General features: G+C 65.4%; 21 protein-coding genes. 4 read left to right on the forward strand and 17 right to left on the reverse strand.

Annotated features, from left to right (window positions below):
* Window positions 1-9: 9 nt before the first annotated feature.
* From DTA15_RS27395 to DTA15_RS27450, 12 genes are all read right to left on the reverse strand, one after another.
* The gene (locus tag DTA15_RS27395) at window positions 10-1821 is read right to left on the reverse strand and encodes a TadG family pilus assembly protein (RefSeq protein WP_006483498.1); all 1812 of its coding nucleotides are present in this window, start codon (window positions 1819-1821) and stop codon (window positions 10-12) included.
* A gap of 12 nt (window positions 1822-1833) precedes the next feature.
* Window positions 1834-2163: a DUF3613 domain-containing protein gene (locus DTA15_RS27400; protein WP_006483481.1), complete on the reverse strand. Its 330-nt coding sequence runs from the start codon at window positions 2161-2163 to the stop codon at window positions 1834-1836.
* A gap of 23 nt (window positions 2164-2186) precedes the next feature.
* Window positions 2187-3014 (reverse strand): tetratricopeptide repeat protein, encoded by an 828-nt coding sequence (locus DTA15_RS27405; RefSeq protein WP_006483480.1) that lies wholly within the window; start codon window positions 3012-3014, stop codon window positions 2187-2189.
* A gap of 29 nt (window positions 3015-3043) precedes the next feature.
* On the reverse strand, window positions 3044-4042 hold the full coding sequence (locus tag DTA15_RS27410; protein WP_006483478.1) for a type II secretion system F family protein: 999 nt from the start codon (window positions 4040-4042) through the stop codon (window positions 3044-3046).
* Window positions 4043-4046: 4 nt separating this feature from the next.
* Complete coding sequence (locus DTA15_RS27415) at window positions 4047-5027, reverse strand: type II secretion system F family protein (protein ID WP_012492566.1); 981 nt, start codon at window positions 5025-5027, stop codon at window positions 4047-4049.
* Entirely contained in the window at window positions 5020-6372 is a 1353-nt protein-coding gene (locus tag DTA15_RS27420) for a TadA family conjugal transfer-associated ATPase (protein ID WP_006483500.1), read from the reverse strand. Before DTA15_RS27420 ends, DTA15_RS27415 begins: the two co-directional genes overlap by 8 nt.
* Before the next feature lie 3 nt (window positions 6373-6375).
* On the reverse strand, window positions 6376-7614 hold the full coding sequence (locus tag DTA15_RS27425; protein ID WP_006483491.1) for a fimbrial protein: 1239 nt from the start codon (window positions 7612-7614) through the stop codon (window positions 6376-6378).
* Window positions 7615-7689: 75 nt separating this feature from the next.
* Window positions 7690-9021 carry a type II and III secretion system protein family protein gene (locus DTA15_RS27430; RefSeq protein ID WP_006483494.1) on the reverse strand — a complete coding sequence of 444 codons (1332 nt, stop codon included), beginning with the start codon at window positions 9019-9021 and terminating at the stop codon, window positions 7690-7692.
* A 22-nt stretch (window positions 9022-9043) separates the two neighbouring features.
* The gene (gene cpaB, locus DTA15_RS27435; RefSeq protein ID WP_006483496.1) at window positions 9044-9949 is read right to left on the reverse strand and encodes a Flp pilus assembly protein CpaB; all 906 of its coding nucleotides are present in this window, start codon (window positions 9947-9949) and stop codon (window positions 9044-9046) included.
* A gap of 94 nt (window positions 9950-10043) precedes the next feature.
* Window positions 10044-10538: a TadE/TadG family type IV pilus assembly protein gene (locus tag DTA15_RS27440; protein WP_006483477.1), complete on the reverse strand. Its 495-nt coding sequence runs from the start codon at window positions 10536-10538 to the stop codon at window positions 10044-10046.
* Complete coding sequence (locus DTA15_RS27445; protein WP_006483488.1) at window positions 10535-11029, reverse strand: A24 family peptidase; 495 nt, start codon at window positions 11027-11029, stop codon at window positions 10535-10537. Before DTA15_RS27445 ends, DTA15_RS27440 begins: the two co-directional genes overlap by 4 nt.
* A gap of 87 nt (window positions 11030-11116) precedes the next feature.
* A complete protein-coding gene (locus tag DTA15_RS27450) occupies window positions 11117-11287 on the reverse strand; it encodes a Flp family type IVb pilin (RefSeq protein WP_006483497.1) in 171 nt (56 codons plus the stop codon).
* 677 nt (window positions 11288-11964) lie between these two features.
* Between DTA15_RS27450 and DTA15_RS27460 the strand changes: the two genes are divergently transcribed.
* The 4 genes from DTA15_RS27460 (at window position 11965) to DTA15_RS27475 (ending at window position 17569) form a co-directional block, all read left to right on the forward strand.
* Window positions 11965-13638: a collagen-like triple helix repeat-containing protein gene (locus DTA15_RS27460; protein ID WP_012492565.1), complete on the forward strand. Its 1674-nt coding sequence runs from the start codon at window positions 11965-11967 to the stop codon at window positions 13636-13638.
* A gap of 40 nt (window positions 13639-13678) precedes the next feature.
* On the forward strand, window positions 13679-15103 hold the full coding sequence (locus tag DTA15_RS27465) for a collagen-like triple helix repeat-containing protein (protein ID WP_012492564.1): 1425 nt from the start codon (window positions 13679-13681) through the stop codon (window positions 15101-15103).
* Between the two features lie 144 nt (window positions 15104-15247).
* Window positions 15248-16933, forward strand: coding sequence for a ShlB/FhaC/HecB family hemolysin secretion/activation protein (locus DTA15_RS27470; protein ID WP_006483487.1), 1686 nt, complete (start codon window positions 15248-15250; stop codon window positions 16931-16933).
* 174 nt (window positions 16934-17107) lie between these two features.
* Window positions 17108-17569, forward strand: a complete 462-nt coding sequence (locus DTA15_RS27475) for a DUF2147 domain-containing protein (RefSeq protein ID WP_006483501.1) — start codon at window positions 17108-17110, stop codon at window positions 17567-17569.
* 101 nt (window positions 17570-17670) lie between these two features.
* Here the strand turns inward: DTA15_RS27475 and DTA15_RS27480 are convergent, their stop codons facing one another.
* The 5 genes from DTA15_RS27480 to DTA15_RS27500 all read right to left on the reverse strand — a co-directional run bounded on the left by DTA15_RS27480 (window position 17671) and on the right by DTA15_RS27500 (window position 25216).
* Window positions 17671-18063: a transposase gene (locus DTA15_RS27480; RefSeq protein WP_172547091.1), complete on the reverse strand. Its 393-nt coding sequence runs from the start codon at window positions 18061-18063 to the stop codon at window positions 17671-17673.
* A 166-nt stretch (window positions 18064-18229) separates the two neighbouring features.
* Window positions 18230-19327, reverse strand: a complete 1098-nt coding sequence (gene zapE / locus DTA15_RS27485) for a cell division protein ZapE (RefSeq protein ID WP_012492563.1) — start codon at window positions 19325-19327, stop codon at window positions 18230-18232.
* 98 nt (window positions 19328-19425) lie between these two features.
* Entirely contained in the window at window positions 19426-20856 is a 1431-nt protein-coding gene (gene lpdA, locus DTA15_RS27490) for a dihydrolipoyl dehydrogenase (RefSeq protein ID WP_006483484.1), read from the reverse strand.
* A gap of 81 nt (window positions 20857-20937) precedes the next feature.
* A complete protein-coding gene (odhB, locus tag DTA15_RS27495) occupies window positions 20938-22215 on the reverse strand; it encodes a 2-oxoglutarate dehydrogenase complex dihydrolipoyllysine-residue succinyltransferase (RefSeq protein WP_006493538.1) in 1278 nt (425 codons plus the stop codon).
* Window positions 22216-22351: 136 nt separating this feature from the next.
* The gene (locus tag DTA15_RS27500; RefSeq protein ID WP_006495342.1) at window positions 22352-25216 is read right to left on the reverse strand and encodes a 2-oxoglutarate dehydrogenase E1 component; all 2865 of its coding nucleotides are present in this window, start codon (window positions 25214-25216) and stop codon (window positions 22352-22354) included.
* Between the last annotated feature and the right edge of the window lie 161 nt (window positions 25217-25377).

Below are 25377 nucleotides of genomic sequence, written 5' to 3' on the forward strand. Positions count from 1 at the left end.
TCTGCTTCTTCAGTAAACCGTTTGGGCGACCCCGCAATTGAGCGAGATCTGGTGGACCGTCGCCGCGCCGACCTGGACGCCGAGCAGATTCAGCAGCGGAACGAGGACTGCGTCGAGGCTCGACAGGAGTGGGCTGAGCAGGCCGGTCAAAAACGTGAGCAAGGTGGACACGAAGGTTGACGGCAGCGACAGAAGGTTCACGCCCCCGAGTCCGATGTTGGCCGTGATCGTTGCGGCCGCGAGTTGGCTCAGTGCAGAGCTCAGCGCTGAACCGAGCGCATTCGAGTTGACCGTCCAATAGTTTGCGTCGATTCCGGGTACGCCGTTGAATGTGTGCGATTGCTCAGCGCCCTGCACCTGAACCGATATATTGGACAGGCTGGCCGTCAACTGTGCGAGCCCGAGCACGTTAACGTTGATGATCTGGGCAGGCGATTTGCAACTGTAAGTCGACGACAGATTGATTTTGCCTGACGCATCGAGCGGAGGCTGGCCGATGCATAAATTGGCTACACCGGGTCGCGCAGTGATAACGACGGTGCTAGTTGCCTGTGTCGACGTGCATTGCGTCGAGTCCAGCCGCGCCGTGCCGGTACCGGCCTGCAGGTAGATCGGCAGATTGACGTCGACACCGACGTTGAGCGCGCCAAGCAACGCCCCGACGATGGGCAACTGTGTCGTACCAAGATCGACATTCAGGTACACGCCTACCGCCGCCGTCGACGCCGTTGTCCGCCACGTTCCCGTTGCCGGATCGATCCCGCCCTCGCCAACGCCGATCGACGGCGGGCTGATGATCTGCACCTGCAGTTGCGTTCCCGTCAGCCCGCCGAGATTCAGCGACGGCACATTGACCGTGACCGCCGGCTTGCCCGTTGCCGCGATCTCCGCGCCGACCATCAGGAGGTCGAGCAGATCCACCTGCGCATTGAGGGCCGCCTGCGTATCCGCGAGCGCGACGTTCAGCAACCCGCCCGCGCCGCCGAGACCGATCGACGTTCCCGGAATGTTGGCGTTCAGGATCGCCTGCAGCGTGGCGAGGCTCGCCTGCAGGCTTGCGTTCACGACGGACGTCTGGGTGGCCGCCTTCACCATCAACTGGATCAGTTGCGGCAACGTGAGCTTCAGCGCGAGCAGTTGATCGACCGTGCCGACGCCCGCCGCCACGACGAGATCGCCGACCGTCACGTTGGTGCAGGCAAGCGCTTGGTATGACCCGATGTTCAGGTTCAGGTTGGCGCCGAGCAACCCGCCGATCAGTCCGTTGACGAGCCCCGGATTGCCGGACGTCGGTGCGGATCCGCCCGAGCAGCCGACGCCGCCGAGCGCGGCCAGGGTTGCACCGACCGAGAACGTATCGATGTTCGTCGAACGCGCGGTTGATACCGCGGACACCGTCTGCGGCGGTCCGACGAAGAAGAACGGCACCTGACGCGTGACGACCACCTTGGCGGCGTTCAATTGCGTGGTTCCGGCTGCCGCGGCAGCGTAGTAGCTGGGTGCCGGGTTGACGGACGTATCCCAGCGGCCACATTCAATGTTGATCGTGTCGCCGTTCGACGCATTGAGACCGTTGGACTGCGCATTGCTGGTCGCGGTGGCAGTCGGCTGCGAACAGGCATCGTCCATCCGCTGCACGGCCGCGAGCGCGGCCATGTCGGCAATGCGTTGCACGTCCCGACGCTGGTAAAAGAGATTACCGACGCCAATGGCGCCAAGCGTCGTGATGGCGATCAGCGTCGCGACGATCGCCATCACCGAGAACGCGCCGCGCTGTCGTGACGCGCGGCGGATCGTGCCGCCACTGTGTCGGGTAGTCACCGTGCTGCTCCGTCAGCGCGCGAGATCGCCGCCGGACAGCCCGCCGCTGCCGCCGCCACCGCTACTGCCACCGCCCGACGCCGACATCGTGCCGAACCACTGCGGAATCGGCGTCTTGAACGAGTCGATATAGCGCTGATACGCATACGTACCCGCCGCGCCGTCGATCGGTTGCGGCGTGGCGGCCGAGCGATTCGAGCGCTGCAGGTCGAGCAGCGCGGTGGTCGCATGACCGATTTCGGACGCCGGCGTGTCGCTTTGCGCGTGCGCGACGCCCGCGCCCAGCGAGCACACGAACGCGATGCCCACGGCCCGCACGCGGATTGAGGAAAGGTGAAACATGATGGCCTCCGTGAATATCGTCGTTATCGCGCGAAACGCTGCAGCAGCGGCACGGCGAGATCGAAATTGTCGCTGCTCGCCACCGACGGCACGGACACACTGGCCGGCGCACGTGCGATGGCGCGCTGCTTCGCACGCATCGCGGCCGCGACCTTCGTCTCGTCGTCACGAATCTGGCCGCGCACCGCGGGCGACAGCTTCTGCTGATCCATCAGCCGCCGCGCGTCCTTCGCATGGCCGGTCGCGAGCAGGTACAGCACGAAGTTGCTGAGGATCTTCGGGTTCTTCTGCTCGAGTTCGGCCGCCTTCAGCAGCGGCACGCGTGCACCCGCCAGATCGCCGTCGCGCATCTTCGAATACGCAAGGTCGGACAACGTCGCCGCATCGGTCGGCGCAAGCGCCGTCGCCTGCTCGAGCTGCTGCGCGGCCAGCGCAAAATCGCCGCGGGCGCCGGCGGTCAGCCCCAGCCCGCGATAGCCGCGCGCCGCGAGCGGCGTCGTCAGCAACTTGGTATAGGCGGCCACGCCGGCGTCGTACTGGCCGGTCGCGCGCAACGCGTCGGCGCGCAGCAAGATCGTGTCCGGCGACGCGCCATATTGCTTCTCGTACTGATCGATGTGCGCCAACGACGCGAAATACAGTCCCTGCCCCTGCATCCGCTCGATCAGGCCCAGATACATGCCTGGAGTATCGGGCGGCGCATTCTTGTCGGCCGCGGCCTGCATCAGCGCGCCGCGTTCGGCCTGCGCGCCGACGCCGTATCCGGATTCCTTGAACATCGCGCACCCGCTGGCCAGCAACGCGCATGCCGTCGCGCCTGCGATCGTGCGAACCCAACCCAATCGATTCATCTTCTGTCGCTCCTTCCCTTCGTGCCGCATCAACGGTGAATCGCGGCGAGCGCGGCCAGCACGGTCATGATCCCGGGCCCCGCCGTCACTATCAACAGTGCCGGCAACAGCGTGACGATCATCACGCCGGTCATCTTCACCGTCAGGCGGCCGATCTGCTCGCGCAGCGTCGCGCGACGCCCTTCACGCAGACGGTCACCGAATTGTTTCAGCGGCTCCTGCACCGCACCGCCATGCTTGTCGACCTGAATCAGCAAGCGCACGATCGCGCGCAGGTCCTCGTTGTCGAAACTGTTCGTGAGGCGTTGCAGCGACTGTTCGCGCGTACGACCGGCCGCGAACTGCCGCTGTGCAACGCCGAGTTCCCACGACAGCACGGGCAGCATCGTCTGGAAATCGTGCGTGACGACCTGGATGCTCTGGTCGAGCGACAGGCCGACGCCCTGCAGCAGCCGCAACATGTCGACGAGCAGCGGCAATTCGGCCGCAATGCTTTGCCGGCGAGCAGTGGCACGGCGCCGCACGTAGATTTTCGGCAGCATGTAGCCGGTCACGAGCGCGACGGAGATCCACAGCGGCCAGCGCGTCTGCTGTCCGCGACCGATCAGGACCAGCACGGCAAGCGCCGGCAGCAGGATCGCGCAGACGATGCGCGCGCCGACGAACAGCGCTCGCGCGCGCACGTCGACGAAACCGCACTGTTCAAGCAACTGACGATCTTCGTCGGCGATCAGATATCGGCTGAAGCCGGTCTCGAGCCAGCGCATCCCGACGTCTTCGAAGCGTGCGCGCAGCCCTGCGAAACGCACGCGCGGCGCGGCAGGCGCCACCGCGTCGCGCGCAGGTTCGGCGGCACCGGCGCGTGCGGCGGCCGCTTCCACTGCCGCGGTCCGGCGATCGAGCGCATTCACCAGCGCGCGCTCGGCACGCTGCACGAGCACGATGCGAACGATCGCGAGCGCGGCAAGCAGCAGCACGCCGACCGATCCGAGCACCAGCGCAAGTGCGCCTAAACGGTTTGCATCCATCGATTCACCTCAGCCGCGCGAGCCGGTACAACCAGAAACCACCGATCGCCTGCAACGCGAACGCCAGGTAAATCAGCTGGCGTCCGTTATCGTCGCCCCACATCGCCGTGAAATAGCGCGGACTCGTGGCGATGACGAAGCTGCCGACTGCGATCGGCAACAGTGCCAGTACCCACGCGGACAGCCGGGTCTCGGCCGACATCGCGGACAGTTCGCGTTCCGCCTGCTCGAGATCGCGCATGAAGGTCGACATCCGATCGAGCATCACGTCCGCCCGCCCGCCGTAGCGGACCGACAGCCGCAACACCGCGCCGACCAGTTCGAATTCGCGGATGCGATAGGTATGCGCGATGTGCAGCATCGCGCGATCGATCTCGACACCGGAGCGCAGCATCTGCGACACGTCGTCGAGGCAGCGGCGCAGCGGCATCTCGGCCGTCTGCAGCGCAGACTGGAACGCCGCCGGCACGCTGTTGCCGAGCGTCACGAGCCGCACGATCCCGTCGAGAAACGACGGCAACTGACGGACGATCTTCAGGCGGCGCCGGCTGATGCGCGACGTGATCCACAGCACGACGAGCACACTGCCCGCGACGAGCGCGGCCACCGCGGCGAGCACGCCGCCGGCCATGCCGGCCCACAGCGCGAGCAGCACGACGACCGCCAGCGCCAGCACGAGGCCAGTGCGTACTTCATCGAGGCCCGCGCGGTCGGACAGCACGGTCCACGCGCCGAGCGCCGACGCGCGCCAGCGCGCGATCCCTTGTTCGGACGCCTGCCCGTTCGACGTACCGGCCGCCGGGGCACGTGCGGCGCGCGTATCGGCCGCCGGGGCGGCGGAACGCGCGCCCTGTCCCACGCGGCTGTCAAAGAATCGCTGCGTATGCGCGCGCCCTTCCCGCACCTGGCTTCCGCGCCACAGCAGCAACCCGGCCGCCGCGCAAATCAACGCGAACATCAGCGCGAGCAAGGTGGCGCTAGACATTGAAGCCCCCGCCTCGCCCGAAGCTGCCACCGAACCCGCCGCCACCGCCACCGGCCGACACCAACGTGCTGCGGAAACGTGCGAGCTTCGGCGAATGCGGATGAATGCCGAGCGATTCCCAATGATCGATTTCTTCGCCCTCCGGCGTGACCCGCGCCTCGTAGCGATACAGCTCCTGCGTCGATACGATGTTGTCCGACATGCCGGTGACTTCGGTGATCGACAGGATGCGGCGGCGGCCGTTGGACAGCCGGCCGATCTGCACGATGAAGTCGATCGCGTTGGCGATCTGCCGCCGCAGGCTTGCTTCGGTACCCTGAAAACCGGCGAAGCCGGCCAGCATCTCGAGCCGGTACAAACATTCGCGCGGCGAGCTGGCGTGCACGGTGCCCATCGATCCATCGTGGCCGGTATTCATCGCCTGCAGCATTTCGAGCACTTCGCCGCCGCGCACTTCGCCGACGATGATCCGGTCCGGCCGCATCCGCAGCGTGTTTCGCAGCAGGTCGCGAATCGTCACGACGCCGCTGCCGTCGAACCCGCCGGGACGGCTCTCGAGGCGCACGACGTGCGGGTGATTCAGCGACAGTTCGGCCGTATCCTCGATCGTCACGACGCGTTCCGCCATCGGGATGTGGAACGCCAGCGCGTTCAGCAGCGACGTCTTGCCCGAACTGGTGCCGCCCGACACGAGCACGTTGCAGCGCGCGTCGACCGCCGCCTCGAGCAGCCGGCCGATTTCCTCGTTGTAGGTACCGTTGCCCAGCAGGTCCTCGGGCTTCAGCGGGTCCTTGCGGAACTTCCGGATCGACACGACCGGGCCGTCGATCGACAACGGTTCGATCACGACGTTGACCCGCCCGCCGTCGGGCAGCCGCGCGTCGACCATCGGGTTCGATTCGTCGAGCCGCCGGCCGACCGGGGCCAGAATCCGTCGCACGATCCGCAGCAGATGCGCGTTGTCGGTAAAACGGATCGGCAGCTTCGACAGGATCCCGTGGCGCGACACGTAGATGTCGTTGTAGCCGTTGATCAGGATGTCCTCGACGTGCGGGTCCGCCAACAGGTCCTCGATCGGTCCGAAGCCGGCGAGCTCCTTCGTCAGCGCCTCGGCCACCGCACGCACCTCGCTCTCGTTGAGCGGGATGCGCCGCAGCCGCACGAAGCTGTCGATTTCGAGATCGACGAACTGGTTGATCGCCTGTCGCGACCAACGGCCGAATTCGGCGCCCAGTTCCTCGATCCGCGTGAGCAGATGCTCGTGCGCGGCATTCTTGATGTCGTGGAACTGTTGCGTTTGCGAGAACGGCGCTGCGCCGTCGGCAAATTGAATGTCGTGTGCCATCGCTTACGACCGCTTCGTTGAGGATTGAATGATGCGCCTGAGCGCCGAGAGGCCGCCGGCCGCACGCTGCGTCGCGCCCGGCGCCGGCGCGCCCGCAAGGCGCTCGACCAGCGGCCCGAGCGCACGGACGTACGGGTCGCGTTCCGCGACCTCGGCGATCAGCTTGCCCTGGTTCGCGGCATGCCCGATCGACACGCGCCGCGACGGCAACGTCGCGAGCAGCGACAGTTCCAGCCGCTCGGCGATCTGCGCGGGCAGCAGCCCGAGCTCGGCGTCGAACTGATTGACGACGAGCCGAATCCGGTCGGTCGCGGCACCTGCCTCGCGTAACCCGTCCAGCATCTCGACCGCCGACACGACCGACGCCACGCCCTGGTCGCAAACCAGCCATGCTTCGTCCGCCAGGTTCACGACCTGCGCAATGAATTCGCGATTCGGGAAGCCGCCGAGATCGACGATCTGGTGATCGAAGAACGCCCGCAGCCGGTTCAGCAATGCCGCGCACGACGCCGTCGCCACATCCCGCAGCTCGGCGAGATTCGGCGGCAGCGTCGTCAGGGCGACGCCGCTCGAATGGCGCGCCAGCGCGGTCGTCACGAACGTACGGTCGATCCGGCGCAGGTTGCGCACGGCCTCGACGAAATGGAATTCGCAACGCGTATTCAGGAACAACGCGCCGTCACCGGCCGGCAGCCCGAGATCGAGCAGTGCCGCCGTGCGGGCGGGATCGGCCGGCCGCCGCTGCATCAGTACCGACAGGTTCGCGGCGAGCGTGCTCACGCCCATCCCGGCACGCGCGCCGAGCAACGCGGTGACCTTCCCGTGGCGATTCGCCGGCTCGCCGACGTTGTCGAGCAACACGCGCGTGATCCGCAGCGCCTCGTCCGCCGGTGCGGAGAAATCGACGAAATCGCGCACCCCCGCGCGCAGCGCGGCGAGTGCGCCTTCCGGTTGCGCGAGCGAGCCCAGCGCGACGACCGGCACGCCCGGATGCGCGACGCGTATCGCGGCGACCACCGTGCTCGCAGCCGCGCAATCACCGGAAAAATCGATGAAGACCAGTGCCGGATTCAACACGCCGATACGCTGCGACAACGCGGCGCCGTCGAGCGGCACCCCTTCGACGGCGCCGGCGGACACCAGCGATTGCGACAGCCAGTGCACATGCTCCGCGACCGAGGTGGCGCAGACGAAGTGGTCGGTGACGGCGGGCTCAGCCAAAGAATAGGTTCTCGCGTTCATCTTGGATACTCACAATGAAGCAAGGCATCGCGTCGTGCGCGACGGCCTGCGCGGTCCGGTAACGATTCGGCGCGCTCATTTCGAGAACCCCGGCCCCGCGTCCGGCGATGCCATGCCGCCCAGGTACGAACGCCACACCGGACCGTCGCGCTGCTCGGACAGCTCGCCCGGCGTCGCCGGCAGCGGCGCGCCCTGCGCGATCGGCGCAACGAGATGCGGCGTCACGATGATCACGAGCTCCTTGTCGTTCTGCTGGTAGCTCAGATTCTTGAAAAACGCGCCGATGATGGGCAGGTCGCCCAGGAACGGCACCTTGTTGACGTTGGACGTGGTTTCTCGGTCGATCAGGCCGCCGATCACGAAGCTTTCGCCGTCGCCGAGCTCGACCGTCGTGTCCGCGCGCCGCGTCGTCAGCGCCGGCACCTGCACGCTGTTGATCGTGATCGAATGCACGAAGTCGAGCTGGCTCGACTCGGGCGCGACCTTCAACGCGATCCGCCGCGGGCTCAGCACGGTCGGCGTGACCGTCAGCCCGACGCCGTAGGGTTTCCATTCGATCGAGATCGTGCCGAGCGATTGCGGCACCGGCACCGGAATTTCGCCGCCAGCGAGGAAGTTCGCGCTCTGGCCGGACAATGCGACGAGCGTCGGCTGCGCGAGCACGCGCGCCAGGTTGTTCGCCTCGAGAATCGACAGGTCAGCGAACAATCCGCGCGACACCGAATTGACGACGAGGTTGAACGCCGACGAGATCGGTACGCTCGTGTTGTACGTGAGCGAACCGCCCGGCGTACCGGAAATCGAGGTCAGCCCCGTCGGCGCGAACGCGCCGAACGAAAAGCCGTTGCTCTGCTTGAAGAAGTTCAGGCCCGCCTGCTTCAGCACCGAACGGCTGAATTCGACGACACGCACGTCGACCTGCACGACGTTCTTGCCGGAAATCGTCGACGCATCGAGCGTCGTTCCGTCCTTGCCGCCGACCGTCTTCGCCGCATGGACCGCCCGCTGATGCCCGTCGAGCGTTCCGGCCGCACCGCCGATCACCGTCGTGCCGCCATACGTGTTCACGCTCGGCGACGTGCCGTCGAGCAGTGCCCGCGCCGCGCCGCTCGTGACGTTCACGTTATAGACGGTCGGCTCGTCACGGCCGCGCTCCCAGATCATCACGTTCGTCGCACCGGCATTCTTCGCCACCAGCAGCACGCCGCCACGCCCGCCCTTCACGACGAGCACGTCGGCCACCGACGGGTCACCGACCGCGACCCGCTGCAGCGCGCGCCCCGTCGCAATCTGCCGCTGCGCGCCGATCGCAAGGCTGATCGTGCCGCTCGTGTCGGCCGCGTCCGACAGCGGCGGCATCGCCAGCGCGCTCAATGCAATAGCCAAACCAATCAGTTTCTTTTTCATTGTTTTGCCGTCGTCGTCCCGCTCAATAAGCGACCGTTTCGGTCCGCCCACCCCGAATCACTTCGATGCTGCCGCCGCCCGGATGCCGAGCGACCACCCGCGGCACCGCACGCGGGGCCGGCGCCGCCGTCGTCGCACTCTTCGACAACTCGCCCAGCACCATGCCGGCAGCGGCAAGCGCCGACGGACTCTTGTCGTCGCCGACGCGAACCGCGACGGTTTGCGTCGCGACATCGTCGTCGCGCGGGTTACGCAGCGCGAGCACAAGCCGACCGCTCTGCTCGGCGAGCGTCAGCGCGTCGACCTGCGCGGTCGGCACGGCCAGCACCGCGGTCCGCGTCCCGACCACCGAGCCGTTCGAACTGTCCCGCTCGGTCGTTGCATCGCCGAACGACAGCACGCGGACTTTCGACATCAGCAGCCGCGCCTGGGTATTGACGATCTCGGCCGTCGACGTCCCGCCGATCGCCACGCCGGTCCCGTCGCGCTTCAGGTTCAGGAACACGTCGACATAGTTGCCGGGCCGCACGCGGTTGCCGACCGCGTTGGTCTCGTCGACCTTGATCGCGACGGCGCGTTCTCCCGGCGCGATCTGCTCGGCGAGGCCGGACGACAAGGCGCTCGCGACGACGGCCGCCTGCGCCGGAATGTCGGCTGCCGGCGTGCGGCCGACCAGTTGCAGCGGATCGGCGAACGCCCCCTGCGGCGCGGCGGTCGACTGCTGGACCTTCAGCGCATCGGCTGGAATCGGCTGGCCGGCTTGCAACGGCCGCGTCGTCACGACGACCGGCACGCTCTGCGTCGCGACCGTCGCGGCAACCGGCGCGACGTCGCCCGGCTTGCGACCGAGCATCCATGCATAGACGCCGAGCAGGATCGCGATCGCGATCAGCAAGCCCGCAATGATCTTCGTCAGGTTGTTGGCCATGATGTTGTTATGTTTCCCCGCTACTCACGATTGAATTCTCCGCACAACGTGCCGACCGGGCGCCCTCGACCCGGCACGACGCCGTCGCTGCCGTCTATATGATGTTGACCGGGCTGATCTGGACCATCGCGGTGCCGGTGAGTGTCGACGGCACCGGCAACAGCGAACCGAGCAGCGGGAACGACGGAATCAGCGGGCTCTGCGAGTAGGGGTAGGTCAGCGTGATCTGCACGCACAACATTGTCGGGTCATACGAACAGTTGCCTTGCTGTGTGGGCGAACATGTCGACCCTTTCAGCCAAGTGGTCAGGTTCGTCGCGGCCGTGCATGCGGCTTGGGCCCGCGCCGCCAGCGCGGCTTGCTGGGCCGCCTGCACCGACGCGGCCGCGCCGACCTGCTGATAGTTCAACGCGGCGCGAGCGCCTTCCGTGGCGGCAAGCGTCAGGTTTTGCTGAGCCGCGAAGATCATCCCGTACGTGATGATCGCGTACAGGATCAGGAAGAACACCGGCAACATCAGTGCAAATTCGATCGCGGTTGCGCCGCGCTCGCGGCGCCGCATGCCGGATACCGGCCGGGCCGCCTTCATTGCATCCCCCCCACCGCGATCCGGTACAGGCACCACAGCGCCGCCGGGATCACGAGAAACGCGGCATACGGCGACGCGCGGAAACCGGCAATCTGCATCGTCGGGGAACGCCGCTGCCACAACGCCGACACCGGCGTACGGGTGGCGAAGACCAGCGTGCCGGCATGCGCGAATGCCAGCAGGCTCGCAATGATCCAGAGCCACAGCAACGCATACGGGCCGCACCACGCGCCCAGCACCGCGAATACCTTGACATCCGCGGCACCCATTACGCGCAGCACAAAAAACGGGAAAAGACTGAGAAAGCCGACCAGTGCGCCAATGAGCGCCTGATTCACGGATATGCCGAATGGATTATGCCCGGCGAGCACAAATGCAGATACGAATCCACCGATCACCAGTGAATTCGGTATACGCCTATGACGGATGTCCTCGAGCGCGACGAGCACCGCCCACGCGAGGAAAACCCCGACGCCAGTTAGCAGGATCATTTACGCCCCGAACGGCAAAACTTACCGCGCGGGTTGCCGAAGCAACCCGCGCCCCTAACAACAGGGAAATGAGCAAAAGCTCGTTCGTTATGCCTTCGGCAGCTGGTTCGCGATGTAGGTGAACGCCCCCGAGATGCCGCCCGTCAACGTGCTCATCGCACTGACGAGAGCGACTGCGATAAGTCCCGCGATGAGTCCGTACTCGACTGCGGTAACCCCGTCTTCTTCCTTAAGGAAACGCTTGATGATTGCTTTCATTTTATTCCTCGTGCCTGTATTTACGTTTTCTGGCCTTTTATACGTATACGTCCCCGCATATCTGGCCGTTTGCCCCAACCGTTCGCCACATCTGCTGTAACGACAACCGGGTGCGCTTTCTTTATAGGTCGCCCCGAAGGGCCTTGCTCACGATTTGATGCAAGTTAACATTCGCGATAGCGCTCCTCCTCGAACGTAGTGTACCGAACCGTACATTTCCTTACATCTGCTCCGGATTCTATATCCGATCCTATTTAAGTTCCAACCTCTTTTAACCACTCTGACGGAAAAAAATGACCAGGAGCACAACGTATTTGTACGGCGTTTCGGTACGACTTACACATAGGATTTACGATAGGTTAGATGTGCACACCTAATCCACCAGTAAAACAATTGCCTCGTCCACCAAGCCTGCGCGGGCCCCACGTTACGCCGCACGCGTAACGCCAATGTTGTGACGTTACGTTACGAAACGGCCGAAACCGTTCTCATTCATCTGCACTTAAACAGATTCAACAATCTTTCAATTTCCGGAACTTCCTTTTCCGACAAGGAATTGCCTCGTTTAAAACCGGTTGTCGAACCGTCGAGCCTCGAAATGGCACGACAGTTGCAGAGTAGTCCTCGCACCACTCAACACAACGCAGTTCACAACACATTTTTAATGCGAGGACGAAATGGACATTAAGGTTATCCCTCATGGCGTGTTCCGGACGACTCTGATCGCGGCCACCGTTGCAGCCATGCTTTCCCTCTCCGCGTGCGGCGGTTCCGGCTCCATCAGCCAGGGTCTCGGCGGCGGCGGCTCGAGCTCCGGTGGCGGCGATACGATCTCCACGTCGGGCGGCAACGGCTCCAGCGGCACCTCGGGTACGAGCGGCACGTCCGGCACCAGCGGAACCTCGGGCACGAGCGGCACGTCGGGCACCAGCGGAACCTCGGGCACGAGCGGCACGTCCGGCACCAGCGGAACCTCGGGCACGAGCGGTACGTCCGGCACCTCCGGTGTGTCGGCGAACCCGGTGGGAAATGTCCTCGCACAAGGCAGCAACATCATCACGAATGCCGGCGACACCGTCTCCGGCCTCGGCTCCGTCATCGGCAGCCAGACGCTGCCGGGCGTCAATCCGGCCACCACGCAAGCCGCGGGCGGCATCGTGCAAAGCGTCGGCGGCGCGGTTACCGCACTCGGCAACGGCCTCGGCAGCGGGCTCGGCCAACTCGGCGCGACGAAGGATCCGGTCGGCACCACGGTCGCCAGCACCGGCGGCGTGGTGAATCAGCTCGGCGGCGCAGTCACGCAAACGGGCAACTTGGTCACGAGCCTCGGCAGCGGCCCGCTGTCACCGCTCGCACCGGTCACGGGCGCGGTCGGCGGCCTCGTCACGACGCTCGGCGGTGCCGTGTCGAACGGCGGCACCACGCTCACCAACGTGCTGTCGACCGGCCCGATCCAGCAGGTCACGCAGACGGTCAGCTCGGCCATCACGCCGATCACGACCATGGTCGGCCAGACGACCCAGACGATCGGCACCGCAACCGGCCTCGGCGCGCCGGTCAACACGCTGCTCGGCACGGTTGGCAACGGTCTGAACCAGGCTGGCGCCCTGCTCGCATCGACGGGCGGCAACCCGGTCACCACGGGCCTCGGCAACACCGTCTCGTCGACGGGCAACACCGTCAAGGCCGTCGGCGGCCTGCTCACCGGCGGCGTGACCAACCCGCTCGCCCCGCTCACGGGTCTCGTGTCGACGGTGACCGGCGCACTCGGCGGCGCAACGGGTGGCGGCAGCGGCCCGCTCGCCCCGGTCACGGGTCTCGTCTCGACGGTCACGGGCGCGCTCGGCGGCGCAGCCGGCGGCAGCGGCGGCCCGCTCGCGCCGGTCACCGGTCTCGTCTCGACGGTCACGGGCGCGCTCGGCGGCGCAGCCGGCGGCAGCGGCGGCCCGCTCGCGCCGGTCACCGGTCTCGTCTCGACGGTCACGGGTGCACTCGGCGGCGCAGCAGGTGGCAGCGGCGGTCCGCTCGCGCCGGTCACCGGTCTCGTCTCGACGGTCACGGGTGCACTCGGCGGCGCAACGGGTGGCGCAGGCAGCGCAAATCCTCTGGCGCCCGTCACCGGTCTTCTCGGCGCAGTCACGGGCGCCCTCGGCGGCGCGACGGCTGGCGCAGGCGGCGGCAGCCCGCTCGCCCCGGTGACGAACGTCGTCTCCACGGTCACGAGCACGGTGGGCGTGCCGGCACTGAGCGGCGGCACGGGTGCCGTCACGAATTCGGGTTCGTCGTCGAATCCGCTGGCGCCCGTCACGTCGCTGATCGGCGGCCTGCTCGGCGGCACGCACGGCAAGTAATCCGACATCCATTCATCGAAAAGACAGCGAGGAGTCCATCATGTCCCAGCAACGTTCCCTCCCGACGGTCGCCCTGCGCCATTGGCGCGTGCCCCTCACCGCCTTCGCCGCGGCGTGCCTGCTGGCCGCTTGCGGCGGTGGCGGCGTCAGCTCGCCGCCGACCAGCAGCAACGACAACAACAACCCGAGCACGAGCGGCACGTCCGGGACGAGCGGCACCAGCGGCTCGTCGACCGGCACCAAGGGTGTCATCAGCACGGTCGGCCAGACGGCTACCGACCTCGGCAGCACGGTCGGCAACATCAGCCTGCCGGGCCTCGGCGACGGCGTGCCGAAGGGTATCGGCAGCACGCTGTCCAGCACCGGCACGATCGTCGGTGCGGCAGCCGATGCGGTGAGCAACGGGCTGGGACAGATCGGCTCGACGAAGGACCCGGTCGGCACCACGGTGGCCGGTCTCGGCAACGTCGTCGGTGCGACCAGCAACACGGTGTCCGGCCTGAGCTCGACGGTCAAGGCGCTGGGCACGGGCCCGCTGGCGCCGCTCGCGCCGGTCACGACGCCGGTCGGCACCGTGCTCGACACGGTCGCCAACGGCCTGACGGCCGCCGGCACGACGATCGGCTCGACGCTGTCGTCGGGCGCCGTGCAGCAGGTCACGCAACCGATCAGCTCGGCGATCACGCCGCTCGTGATCACCGCCGGCCAGGTCACGCAGCAGGTCGGCACGACGACCGGCCTCGGCCAACCCGTCTCGGGCCTGCTCGGCCAGATCGGCGGCGCGATCAGCTCGGCCGGCAAGCAGGTCGGCGGCACGTCGAGCCAGCCGCTCGTCGGCGACGTCGGCCAGCTCGTGACGGCAGTCGGCAACACCGTGACCAACGCGGGCGGCCTCGTCAATCCGAACGGCCCGAATGGCGCGGCGCCGATCCCCGGCCTGATCACGAGCCTCGTCGGCGGCTCGACGGCAACCGTCCAGAACGGCTCGTCGTCAGGTTCCGGTTCGACGAACCCGCTCGGCGGCTTGTTGTCGGGTCTGGGCTCGACGCCGCTCGGCTCGCTCACGGGCGCGCTCGGCGGCGCAGCAGGCGGCTCGGGCAGCGGCCCGCTCGCGCCGGTGACGGGCCTGGTCTCCACGGTGACCGGCGCACTGGGTGGCGCAGCAGGCGGCAGCAGCGGCCCGCTCGCACCCGTCACGAATCTCGTGTCGACGGTCACGGGCACGCTCGGCGGCGCCACGGGTGGCGCAGGCAGTGCAAACCCTCTCGCGCCCGTCACCGGTTTGCTGAATACTGTCACCGGAGCAGTTGGCGGTGCGGCAGGGTCCGGGGGGGCGAGCCCGCTCGCGCCGGTCACGTCGCTGGTCGGCAGCGTGTCGGGTACGGCATCGTCGAGCAGCGGCTCGACGGGCCTGCTGGCACCGGTCACGGGGTTGCTGGGTACGCTGGGTAGCGTTGGCAAGTAAGGAGGACGGTCGCGTCATCGCAGCCGGAGCGAATGGCGCGGCCGTACAAACACAACCGGCATTGCGGCACGCGGCGCGCGACACCCCGGGGTCGCGCGCCGGCATTACAAAGAAGACGAAAAGCAAGGCCTACGAGGAAGAACAATGAAATCCAGACTCGACAGATGGATGATGCTGCTCGCCATCGCGGCAGCAGGTACGGCACAGGCACAAACGCGCGTCGGCGGTAACCCGCTCGACTCCCTTCCCCAGATCAACGCGCCGAAGACGGGCCCGAACGTCACCGTGCAGGTCGCGCCGCAGGCGCCGCAATTGCAGGAGCTGCTGTCGCGGCACCTGACGCCGAAGACGTTCCAGGTCGAAGGCGTGAAGTCGATACCGTTCGAAGAAATCACGCGCCGCTTCACACCGCTCGTCGGCAAGGACATCACGATCGGCGAACTGATCGAAACCGCCAACGGCGTGACGACGCTGTACCAGGAACGCGGCTACGCGCTGTCGTTCGCGTTCGTCCCCGCGCAAACGTTCGAGAACGGCGTCGTGCGCATCACGGTGGTCGAAGGCTATGTGTCGGACGTCAAGGTCACCGGCAAGCCCGGCGCGATGGAACCGAAGATTCGCGCGATTGCCGCGCACATCACGGCCGATCGCCCGCTGCGCCGCGCGACGTTCGAGCGTTACGTGAACACGTTCGGCCTGCTGCCCGGCCTCACGGTGAAGGCGAATGTCCCGCCGCCGCAGACCACCGACGGCGCGACGACGCTCGAGCTCGCGGTCGATCGCAAGCCGTTCAACGTCAGCACGGGTATCGACTTCAACCACCCCGGCGTGCAGGGCCTCATCACCGCGACCGAAAACGGCCTGACGCGGTTCGGCGAGCAGTTGAGCATCTCGGCGCTCGCGCCGCCGGGACGCGACAAGCAAACCTACTTCGCGTTCAGCGGCGCGGTGCCCGTCGGCAGCAGCGGCCTGATCACGCGCCTCGACGCCAGCACGTATCGCGGCAAGCCGACCGACAACCCGGGGTTGCCGTCGTACGTCGAGCGGACGGTCAAGAACGAAAAACTCGGTCTTTCGGCTTCCTATCCGATACTGTTGAACAATCAGCGCAGCCTGCTCGGCACCGTGTCGGGCTATGCGTCGCACAACGAGGACCGCTACCAGAACCAGATCAACGGTGCGAGTCTCGATACGCGCTCGCAGGTCCGCGTGCTGCAGATGCAGCTCGACTACACGAGCGTCCAGCCGAAACAGGTACAGAAGCTGAGCGTTAACGTCGCGAAAGGCTTCAACATCCTCGGCGCATCGAAAGCGCAGGACATCACCGTCGGCACGACCACGACCTCGGTGGACAGCCCGATCTCGCTGACCTTCGTGCGCACCGGCGCGACCTTCACGCAGACGAACGAATGGCCGTTCCGGATCGGCACGTCGGTCTCGCTGACCGGGCAATACAGCCCCGACTCGCTGCCGACGTCCGAACAGATCTCGTTCGGCTCGACCCGTTACGCGCTCGGCTACCAGCCGGGCGAGACATCGGGCGACTCGGGCTGGGGGATGTCGCTGGAGGTCAACCGCGGCTTCACGCCGGGCTGGACGTATCTGAAATCGATCACGCCGTACATCGCATACGACATGGCGCGCGTGTATCTGCACTCGGGCACGCCATCGCCGAACCGCATGTCGTCGGTCGGCATCGGCGTGCGGCTCACGGACAGCCGTTACTACAGTCTCGACCTGAACGTCGCCAAACCGGTGGGCGACGCACCGGTCGAAAGCGCATCGCGTAGCCCACGGATCAATGCGGCGTTCTCCTATCAGCTCAACTGATCGGCCACCCAAGTCACGAAACAGCCCGCGTCACGCGGGCTGTTTCGATTAGAGTCCCCTCTATCAAACGTGGCGCGCGGTTTCACGTATTCTGGCGAAGCTCGCAACATGCCCGCCCCATGCAGACGGTCGTGCGGGCGAATCGAACAGACATGCAAAACAAGGAGGATGACAATGATTCAACTGACCCGCCCGTTGCGTGCAATCGCCATTGCCGGCGCCCTGCTCGCGTGCGCAGCCCCCACGTTCGCGCAAGCCGATAGCCCTATCGGCATGTGGCAGACGATCGACGACAACACCCATCAACCGAAGGCACTCGTACAGATCGCCGAAGATGGCGACGGCTCGCTGACGGGCAAGGTCGTCAAGGGCCTCGGCGCGAACGATACGCCCGATCGCCGCTGCACCGCGTGCACGGACGAGCGCAAGGATCAGCTCATCAAGGGCATGACGATCATCAAGGCGATGAAGAAGGACGGCGACCACTGGGACGGCGGCAACATTCTCGACCCGGAGAACGGCAAGGTCTACAAGTGCAAGATGACGCTCGAAGACGGCGGCCAGAAGCTCGTGGTGCGCGGCTACATCGGCGTGTCGCTGCTCGGTCGTTCGCAGACCTGGGTTCGCCAGCAATAACGCCGTACGCGCCGAAACGCGCGGCTCAATGAAAAAATCGGCCTGCGACGACGTCGCCAGGCCGATTTCTTTTGGTGCGCGCACAACGAAACGCGACGGCATCACGCCGCGTGCTTCATCGCATCCGCTGCATAGCTACCCGGTGCACGATACGCGGGCGCTGCGTTGCTACGCGCCTCCGCCGCCTTCGATTGCGTGTGCTTGCGCATCCGCGCGGACAGTTCATTGCACAGATTCATGCCGGCGTCGCCATAAAGCTCACGCATCACGTTCATCAGCGTACCCGTTTCGTGCCACACCTTGAAGCGGCGATGGCATGTTTGATACGACGGGTAACGGCGCGGCATGGCCGACCATGTTGCGCCACTGTAGATCACCCAGAGCACGCCGTTCAGCACGGCCCGCGTATTGGCTAACGGCCGGCCGCGCAACTCGGTGCGCGGTTGCATTTCGGGCAGAAGCGGCGCGACGCAGCGCCATTCGTGGTCGGTCAAATCGCGATACGGGGTCATGGACATCTCCAGCCTTAATAACCATGACACCACAATATCGGCTCACCTCAACGATGAATATAAGACAAATCCGAAAATACCCGGAGATCGGCAGAATTTAACCGAAATTGACGTTTAAATCCCGCTAATTACCAAGCTCACCATCCGCTCAGGTCAACGACGTATCGACGATGCGGCGCGGTGTTTCGAGATACTCCTTCGACTGCATCTCGACGATGCGCGAGACCGTACGCGCGAATTCGTTGGCCATCGGGCCTTCGACGTACAACTCCTCGGCCGGCACCGCAGCGGACATCAGCAGCTTGACCTTGTGGTCGTACAGCACGTCGATGAGCCACGTGAAGCGGCGCGCTTCGGATGCCATCCGCGGCGACATCTGCGGCACCTCGGACAGCACGATCGCATGGAAGCGGCTCGCCAGTTCCAGGTAGTCGTTCTGCGAACGCGGGCCGCCGCACAGCGTCGCGAAATCGAACCACACGACGCCGTCCGCCTTGCGCAGCGCCTTCAGTTCGCGTTTCTCGATATGCAGGATCGGGCTCTCGTCGGGCACCGCCGCGAGCTTGCCGAATGCATGGCGCAGTTCGCGATCGGCCTCCGCGCCGAGCGGCGTGTGATACATCTTCACCTGCGCGAGCGTGCGCTGGCGATAGTCGACCCCCGCATCGACGTTGAGCACGTCGAGCTTTTCCTTGATCAGCGCGATCGCCGGCAGCATGCGGTCGCGATGCAGACCGTCCGGATACAGATCGTCGGGATCGTAATTCGACGTCATCACGAACTGCACGCCGTTGTTGAACAGGCGATCGAGCAGGCGGTACAGGATCATCGCGTCGGCGATGTCCGACACGTGAAACTCGTCGAAACAGATCAGCCGGTAACGCTTCGCGATGCGTCGCGCGAGTTCGTCGAGCGGATCGGCCTGCCCTTTCAGCTCCTCGAGCTCGCGGTGCACTTCGCGCATGAATTCGTGGAAATGCAGGCGCGTCTTGCGCTGCACGGGTACGACTGCGTAGAAGCTGTCCATCAGGAAGCTCTTGCCGCGACCGACACCGCCCCACATGTAGACGCCGCGCGGAAGATCCGGATGATTGATGAGCTTCTTGAAAGCGTTCGAGCGGCGCGCCTTGTATTCGACCCATTCGTCGAAACAGCGCTGCAGGCGATCGACGGCCGCGCGCTGCGCGGGATCGGACTGATAGCCGCGCGTGGTCAGTTCGCGCGTGTAGTATTCGGTGACGTTCATCGGGCAAACCGGAAAGAACGAAGGCGAGCGGGAAACCCCGCCCGCCTTCGTCATGAGACGGCTGCGCCGGCCGACGGCCGGCAGGCGCTACCCCGTGCTCAGCTGTTCAGCGAGCGCTTGTCGACGGCGAGCGCCGCTTCGCGCATCACTTCCGACATCGACGGGTGCGGATGGCAGATGCGGGCGATGTCTTCCGACGCCGCCTTGAATTCCATCGCCACCACGGCTTCCGCGATCAGGTCCGACGCGTTCGCGGCGATCACGTGCACACCGAGCAATTCGTCGGTCTTCGCATCCGCGATCATCTTCACGAAACCGTCCGGCGCGTTCATGCCGAGCGCGCGACCGTTGATCGAGAACGGGAACTTGCCCGTCTTGATCTCGCGGCCTTCCGCCTTCAGCTGCTGCTCCGTCTTGCCGACCCATGCGATTTCCGGGTACGTGTAGATCACCCACGGAATGCAGTTGTAGTCGATGTGCGGCTTCTGGCCGTCGATCACTTCCGCGACCAGCACGCCTTCGTCTTCCGCCTTGTGCGCGAGCATCGGGCCGCGCACCACGTCGCCGATCGCGTACACGTTCGGCACCGCCGTGCGGCAATGGTCGTCCACGTCGATGAAGCCACGCTCGTTCGCCTTCAGGCCGATCGCCTCGAGGCCGAGGTTGTCGGTGTTCGGCACGCGGCCGACCGACACGATCAGGCGGTCGGCGTCGAGCGTCTGCGCGTTGCCGTCCTTGTCCGTGTAGGCGATCGACACGCCGTTCGCGGTCGTCTTCACTTCACCGATCTTCACGCCGAGATGGATGTCGAGGCCTTGCTTCTTGAACAGCTTGGCCGCTTCCTTCGCGAGCGCTTCGTCGGCTGCGCCGAGGAATGCCGGCAGCGCTTCGAGCACCGTCACGTCGGCGCCGAGGCGACGCCACACCGAGCCGAGCTCGAGGCCGATCACGCCTGCGCCGATCACGGCGAGCTTCTTCGGCACCGAGTCGAACGTCAGCGCACCTTCGTTGTCCGACACGATCTTGTTGTCGACCGGAATGTTCGGCAGGTGACGCGCCTTCGAACCCGTCGCGATGATCACGTTCTTCGCGGTGACGACTTCGGTTTCACCCTCGCCGCTCACTTCGATCTGCACGCCGGCGTCGGTCTTGCCGGTGAACTTGCCATGGCCCTTCAGCCAGGTGATCTTGTTCTTCTTGAACAGGAACTCGATCCCGCTCGTCATCTTCTCGACGATCGCGTCCTTGCGGCCGAGCATCTTCGCGACGTCGATCTTCACGCCGTCGACGGTGATGCCGTGGTCGGCCAGGTGATGCGACGTGTTCTCGAACTCTTCCGACGACGCGAGCAGCGCCTTCGACGGGATGCAGCCGACGTTCAGGCAGGTGCCGCCGAGCTTCAGCGCGCCGGCCGGGTTCTTCCACTTCTCGATACAGGCAACGGTCTTGCCGAGCTGCGCGGCGCGAATCGCGGCGATGTAGCCGCCGGGGCCGGCGCCGATCACGACGACGTCAAATTCCTTGGACATGACAATCCTTTCTACTTGTACGCCCGCAGGTTCGCGTGTGAGTGCGACCCTGCGGAACGGGTCGATGCAGTGAGACTCGGCTTACAGGTCGAGCAGCAGGCGTGCCGGATCTTCCAGCGCATCCTTCATCGCGACGAGCGACAGCACGGCTTCGCGGCCGTCGATGATGCGGTGGTCGTACGACAGCGCGAGGTAGTTGATCGGGCGGATCACGATCTGGCCGTTCTCGACGACCGGGCGCTCCTTCGTCGCGTGCACGCCGAGGATGGCCGACTGCGGCGGGTTGATGATCGGGGTCGACAGCATCGAGCCGAACACGCCGCCGTTCGAGATCGAGAACGTACCGCCCGTCATTTCCTCGATCGACAGCTTGCCGTCCTTCGCCTTCTGGCCGAATTCGGCGATCTTCTTCTCGATCTCGGCGAGGCTCAGTTGATCCGCGTTGCGCAGGATCGGCACGACCAGGCCGCGCGGCGAACCGACCGCGATACCGATGTCGAAGTAGCCGTGATAGACGATGTCGTTACCGTCGATCGACGCGTTCACGAGCGGGAATTTCTTCAGCGCATGGACGGCGGCCTTCACGAAGAACGACATGAAGCCGAGCTTCACGCCATGTTCCTTCTCGAACTTGTCCTTGTACTTGTTGCGCAGTTCCATGACCGGAGCCATGTTCACTTCGTTGAACGTCGTCAGGATCGCGTTGGTCTGCTGCGATTCGAGCAGACGCTCGGCGATACGCGCACGCAGACGCGACATCGGCACGCGCTGTTCCGGACGATCGTTCAGCCACGTCGCGGCCGACGCCGGCACCTTCACTTCCGGCAGCGACGGCTTCGCAGCGGCGGTCTTCGCCGGTGCGGCGGCCGGAGCAGCCTTCGGTGCGCTGCCTGCAGCCAGCGCGTCGCCCTTCGTGACGCGGCCGTCGCGGCCCGAACCTGCGACGTCGCCCGTCGACAGGCCCTTCTCGGCCAGCAGCTTCGCTGCGGCCGGCGATGCGGCGGCCGAGCTCGATGCGGTTGCGGCTGCCGGCTGAGCGGCCGGTGCGGCGGCAGCCGGCGCGGCGGCCGGCTTGACTTCGGCGGCGCCTGCCGCTGCTTCGGCAGCACCTGCCTTCGCTTCGGTGTCGATCGTCGCGATGATCTGGTCGGCCACGACCGTGTCGCCGTCGTTCTGCAGCACTTGCGCGAGCACGCCCGCTGCCGGTGCCGGCACTTCGAGGACGACCTTGTCGGTCTCGAGTTCGATCAGGATTTCATCCTGCGCGACTGCTTCGCCCGGCTTCTTCTTCCACTGCAGCATGGTGGCTTCCGACACCGACTCCGACAGCTGGGGGACTTTGACTTCTACGATAGCCATGTGATTTTCCTGGATGCTTAATCTGGGGTGTGACGAGGTTCGTGCGATGCCTTCGGCCGGTGCGGTTCGCTACGCGCCCGGCGGGCCAAAAGGGACGGGAAAGCGCCGCGCGCCTTCCCGTTTCGCTTGACGTCGGTTATTTCGCGATCGATGCGCTCTTCAGGCGGCCGAATGCCCCTTCGATCAGGGCCTTCTGCTGCTCGTAGTGCTTCGCGTAGTAGCCAACCGCCGGCGAGGCCGAAGCCGGACGGCCGCTGTATGCCAGCTTCTGCCCTTCCTTCATGCCTTCCTTCAGATGGTGCTCGACGTAGAACCAGGGGCCCTGGTTCTGCGGCTCGTCCTGCACCCAGACCACTTCAGTCGCGTTCTCGTACTTCTTCATTTCGGCTTCGAACTGCTTGTGCGCGAACGGATACAGCTGCTCGATCCGGATGATCGCGACGTCGTTCGCCTTCGCTTCGCGGCGATGTGCAACGAGGTCGTAATACACGCGGCCCGAGCATACCAGCACGCGCTTGACCTTCTTCGCGTCGATGCCGCCGTCGGTTTCGCCCAGCACCGGCTGGAACGAACCCTTCGCCAGTTCGGACAGGTCCGACACGGCTTCCTTGTGACGCAGCAGCGACTTCGGCGTGGCGACGATCAGCGGCTTGCGGAACAGGCGGATCATCTGGCGACGCAGCAGGTGGAAGATCTGCGCCGGCGTCGTCGGCTGAACGACCTGCATGTTGTGGTCAGCGCACAGTTGCAGGAAACGCTCGATACGCGTCGACGAGTGTTCCGGACCTTGGCCTTCGTAGCCGTGCGGCAGCAGCATCGTGAGACCCGACACGCGGCCCCACTTCACTTCGCCCGACGAGATGAACTGGTCGATCACGACCTGCGCGCCGTTGACGAAGTCGCCGAACTGCGCTTCCCACAGCACGAGCGTGTTCGGCTCGGCGGTCGAGTAACCGTACTCGAAGCCCAGCACCGCTTCTTCCGACAGCACCGAGTCGATCACCGTGAACTTCGCCTGACCTTCGGCGATGTTCTGCAGCGGCACGTACGTGCCGTCGTTCCAGCGCTCGCGGTTCTGGTCGTGCAGCACCGCGTGACGGTGCGTGAACGTGCCGCGGCCCGAGTCCTGGCCCGTCAGGCGCACCGAGTAGCCCGATGCGACGAGCGACGCGAATGCGAGGTGTTCGCCCATGCCCCAGTCGAGCGGCTGGTCGCCGCGCGCCATGTTGCGGCGGTCGTTGATCACGCGCTCGACGAGCGGGTGGACCTTGAAGTTTTCCGGGACGGTCGTGATGCGTTCGCCCAGGCGCTTCAGTTCGGCGAGCGGCACGGCCGTGTCGGCTGCGTCCGTCCACTTGCGGTTCAGGAACGGAACCCAGTCGACCGCGTACTTGCTCTTGTAGTTCGACAGGACCGGATCGACGGTGTGGTGGCCGTCGTCCATCGCCTTGCGGTACGCCTTCACGTAGTTGTCGGCGTCTTCGGCGGTGATCACGCCCTGCTGCACGAGCTTCTCGGCGTACAGCGCACGGGTGCCCGGGTGCTGCGCGATCTTCTTGTACATCAGCGGCTGCGTGACCGCCGGCGTGTCCTGCTCGTTGTGACCCAGCTTGCGGAAGCAGACGATGTCGATCACGACATCCTTGTGGAACTGCATCCGGTAGTCGATCGCGATCTGGATCGCGAGCACGACGGCTTCCGGATCGTCGCCGTTCACGTGCAGCACCGGCGCTTCGATCATCTTGACGACGTCGGTACAGTACAGCGTCGAACGCGCATCGCGCGGGTCGGACGTCGTGAAGCCGATCTGGTTGTTGATGACGATGTGCAGCGTGCCGTGCGTGCCGTAACCGCGCGTCTGCGCGAGGTTCAGCGTTTCCATCACGACGCCCTGGCCAGCGAAGGCCGCGTCACCGTGGATCTGCACCGGCAGCACTTGCAGGCCGTCTTCGTCACCGCGACGGTCCATCCGCGCCTTCGCGGAACCTTCGACCACCGGGTTCACGATTTCGAGGTGCGACGGGTTGAACGCGAGCGACAGGTGGACCGGGCCGCCTTCCGTCGACACGTCCGACGAGAAGCCCTTGTGGTACTTGACGTCACCGGCCGGCAGGTCGTCGACGTGCTTGCCTTCGAATTCGGCGAACAGGTCGGCCGGCATCTTGCCCAGCGTGTTGACCAGCACGTTCAGACGGCCGCGGTGAGCCATGCCGATGATGATTTCCTGCACGCCGCTCTTGCCCGCGTGCTGGACGACTTCGTCCATCGCCGCGATGAAGCTCTCGCCGCCTTCGAGCGAGAAGCGCTTCTGGCCGACGTACTTGGTGTGCAGGTAGCGCTCGAGGCCTTCGGCGGCCGTCAGGCGATTCAGGATGTGCTTCTTCTTGTCGATCGAGAACGACGGCGTCGCGCGGGTCGACTCCAGGCGCTCCTGCCACCAGCGCTTCTGTTCCGGATCACTGATGTACATGTACTCGGCGCCGATCGTGCCGCAGTACGTGTCGCGCAGACCCTTGACGATATCGCGCAGCGAAGCCTGGTCGAAGCCGAAGTACAGGTTGCTTGCGCTGTAGGTCTGGTCGAGGTCGCCTTCGGAGAAGTCGTAGAACGCGGGTTCGAGCTCGGGAATGGCCGGGCGTTCGCGGCGCTTCAGCGGATCGAGATTGGCCCATTGCGAGCCGAGGAAGCGGTAGGCGCTGATCAGCGACTGGACGTGCACCTGCTTGCGTGCGGTCGCGAGATTGCTGGTGCTTTCGCGCGGGATGAAGGCATTGGCCTTAGCACGCTCGGCGAACGATTCGACGATCGGGAAATGCGCAACGTCATTGGCGTTGGAGCCGTCCGTTGCAGGCACGTTCTGCAGCGCGTCGAAATACTCTCGCCAGTTCTCCGGCACCGACGCCGGATTGTTGAGGTATGCATCGTACAGTTCTTCAACGTACGAAGCATTGCCGCCGAACAGATAGGAGTTCAGCTGAAACTGCTTCATTACATCTGACATTTTACGCTCACCTTTCTTCGAGCTTCTCGAGAAATAGCGGGTTACTCAACCTTCCGCGACACGGCCTGACCGTTTAGCGGATTGCGAATCAAGTCTTGCTTGGAAGGACCTAAAACTTGCGTGCGCGCAGCATATCACAGAACCGATACCGGAGTTCACGG

Origin of the sequence: Burkholderia cenocepacia (genome assembly GCF_900446215.1) — a bacterium.
Lineage (GTDB): Bacteria > Pseudomonadota > Gammaproteobacteria > Burkholderiales > Burkholderiaceae > Burkholderia > Burkholderia cenocepacia.